Origin of the sequence: Gordonibacter sp. (assembly GCF_036667095.1) — a bacterium.
Taxonomy (GTDB): Bacteria; Actinomycetota; Coriobacteriia; order Coriobacteriales; family Eggerthellaceae; genus Gordonibacter.
Genome location: NZ_JAVWUP010000308.1, coordinates 1 through 2325 on the forward strand (window position 1 = coordinate 1; position 2325 = coordinate 2325).

Sequence of the window (2325 nt, forward strand, 5' to 3'; positions counted from 1 at the left end):
AGGCTACCGGCGATGAAGGAAGAATCCCCCGCCTTTAGGCGTGGGGAGTGTCAACTCAAAGGGCTGCATCACATATTGCGGAGGGACCGCCTTTGGTTTTGCGGGGTTTTTCACTACCAACCTTCCCGAAAAGCCATGCCATCCCTTTTCAAGTGATTCGTTCATTTCAGTCTTGAACTCATCAAGCGAGGTGTTGTAGGCAGTATCTAGGTCGTTGGTAAAGCGAGTATTTTTATCTCCCCAGCGAAACTTCAAGGAACTGCCGCCTTTTATCACACCAGTTGAGAGCATTTGCCCCACAATGGTATTCGCTATTAGGATTCTCGTCTGTATGAAACGCTTTCCAGAACCAGAAGCTCTCTCGATTGCTACGTCGAGATTTCTTCTGGTATTCGGCTGCCTCACCATGCTCACTCCAATTCTTCGAGAAGCTCAGTCGCCTGTTTATTGGTAATATAGCCTTGACGTGTGGCTTCGCGCGTCGCGTCTTCCAATCTTTCAGGCATCATAGTTTCCCGACATGCCCGGATAGCATCGTAAGCGCTTTGAGAGGGAATGTTCTCGTAATGGGTAATCGCACCATCGGTTTTAACCAGCACAATATATTCAGGCAGCTGCTTCCTGATGCGTGATGGAGTGGCTATGAAGACACGGGAAGGGTTCGTCGGTGCCAGTTCCAGCATTGCAATGACTGATTCGCCGTAAAGGTAGGCATGTGGGCCAACGAGAACCACGGCTTCAGCATAGGCATCGTAAGGTGTGGGAACATAACGCGTTAGTTTATAGACGCCATGACCGCGCTTTTCCAGACGACCACGTTTCGCTAGCATACTCATATCCTGATCTGACACACCGAGCTCTTTGGCTTCGGCAGAAGTAATCAAGCCATAGTTATCAACAGCGATCTCATATATGTCATCATAATAGGTCATGTCAAAACCTTAACAAAAACGTATAGGTTTTGGCAATAGGCAATCGTGAATAGAAAGCAGAAGTTGTTTGTTCGGTAATTGCCGTCGGTTTTTTGTTCCTGGCCATCCTTGTATTTGCATTTGCTAAATGCGTAAGCCTTCAAGTTGGGTATCAAGGTGAGGTGCTAGTTCGTTGCGTAAGAATATTGCGTGGTACACGAGCTAGGCAGATTTGGTACACAAATGGTACACGGCGGTGTTCCCTCGTCCGCCCTCATGTTCGTTCGTATTACTTACCGAATGACGTAATACCAGATCAACATACGTCAAGGTCCTCAGTAGGTATGTATAATTCCCTGTTAGAACAGAAGGGCGATACCATGTGCCTTTTGGCTTCGAGTCCTTTTTCAGAACAAGAGGTCGTTCGACGTGCCGGCGCATGCGTTTCGCCAGCTCATTCCAAGGCGTTCTGGCTACGCACTCGCAGCGATGGCGCGAATCCATGCGTTTACCGCGTCGACCGCATTTTCGAGATACGCTGGGTTCCTTGTTTCGAATAGAATCCATTTATCTGAAAAGTCCTAAAAATGTTGCAAAAGTATTCTGTAGCGATACAATTGCAGCATGAATAGAAACAGCTACCAATCTACAATGAACGAGCTTTCGGCTTCGGAGGGTGTTTTCACCACTGCGCAGGCATTGCGTTTCGGCGTGCCGCGCAACGTGGTCGCAAAGGCATGCGAAGCAGGGGGGCTTGTGCGCATCGCCCATGGAGCATACCGAATGGCCGGAACACCGGCATCGCAACTCGATGACCTAGTGGCCATCTGGAAGCTCACCGATCCTTCGAAGATGACGCATGAGCGAATGCCGGTCGCCGCTTGGGACGGCGTAGCCGTCGCAGGGAGCACGGCGGCCTCAATACTCGGCATCGGGGACTTCTATCTCTCCCCCTATCGAATCCTCGCTCCAAGACGCTTCGGTTCACGCAATACTGAAACAAGGTTCGGGGCACGTAGCATCCAGCGTGACGACGTGTCTTTCGTCCACGGCATCCCTGTGACGCGCACTGAGCGCACTTTGATCGATCTCGTTCTCGACGGCGAGGATCCATCGCTTGTTCAGGACGCACTTTCCGACGCACGGGTGAAAGGACTCGATGAGGAGAGGCTGGAGCATCTTGTGTCGCAAACGAAGGCATCCACCAAGGCGAAAAAGACGATGGAGCGACTTTTCGAAAGGAAAGAATAATGACCTATAGGACCCCTGCGGCTCTGGAGATGGCGGTCAAAGCCGTCGCGAAGGCATCCCCTCTCGATACCGGTAGAGCCGTTTCGGGATTCTACTTCCACAGGTTTCTGTGCCGCGTGTTCAGCAGGCCGGATTCGCCTTTCATGCTCAAAGGTGGCCTGAG

3 protein-coding genes and 1 pseudogene are annotated in these 2325 nt (G+C 51.1%); 2 read left to right on the top strand and 2 right to left on the bottom strand.

Going from position 1 to position 2325, the window contains the following annotated elements; genetic code table 11:
* Nucleotides 1-3: 3 nt before the first annotated feature.
* Nucleotides 4-414: a hypothetical protein gene (locus tag RR842_RS14025; protein ID WP_332730199.1), complete on the bottom strand. Its 411-nt coding sequence runs from the start codon at nt 412-414 to the stop codon at nt 4-6.
* A complete protein-coding gene (locus RR842_RS14030; protein ID WP_332518554.1) occupies nt 411-932 on the bottom strand; it encodes a type IV toxin-antitoxin system AbiEi family antitoxin domain-containing protein in 522 nt (173 codons plus the stop codon). Before RR842_RS14030 ends, RR842_RS14025 begins: the two co-directional genes overlap by 4 nt.
* A gap of 630 nt (nt 933-1562) precedes the next feature.
* Between RR842_RS14030 and RR842_RS14035 the strand changes: the two are divergent.
* Together RR842_RS14035 and RR842_RS14040 are read left to right on the top strand one after the other, a co-directional pair.
* A pseudogene (locus RR842_RS14035) lies at nt 1563-1685 on the top strand (type IV toxin-antitoxin system AbiEi family antitoxin domain-containing protein); the annotation flags it as partial.
* Nucleotides 1686-1694: 9 nt separating this feature from the next.
* Nucleotides 1695-2162 (top strand): hypothetical protein, encoded by a 468-nt coding sequence (locus RR842_RS14040; RefSeq protein WP_332713880.1) that lies wholly within the window; start codon nt 1695-1697, stop codon nt 2160-2162.
* The last annotated feature ends 163 nt before the right edge of the window (nt 2163-2325 follow it).

Excerpts from the sequence above, each read along its gene's own strand:
- RR842_RS14030 (WP_332518554.1), bottom strand. The coding sequence starts at position 932 with ATGACCTATTATGATGACATATATGAGATCGCTGTTGATAACTATGGC.
- RR842_RS14040 (WP_332713880.1), top strand. The coding sequence starts at position 1,695 with ATGGCCGGAACACCGGCATCGCAACTCGATGACCTAGTGGCCATCTGG.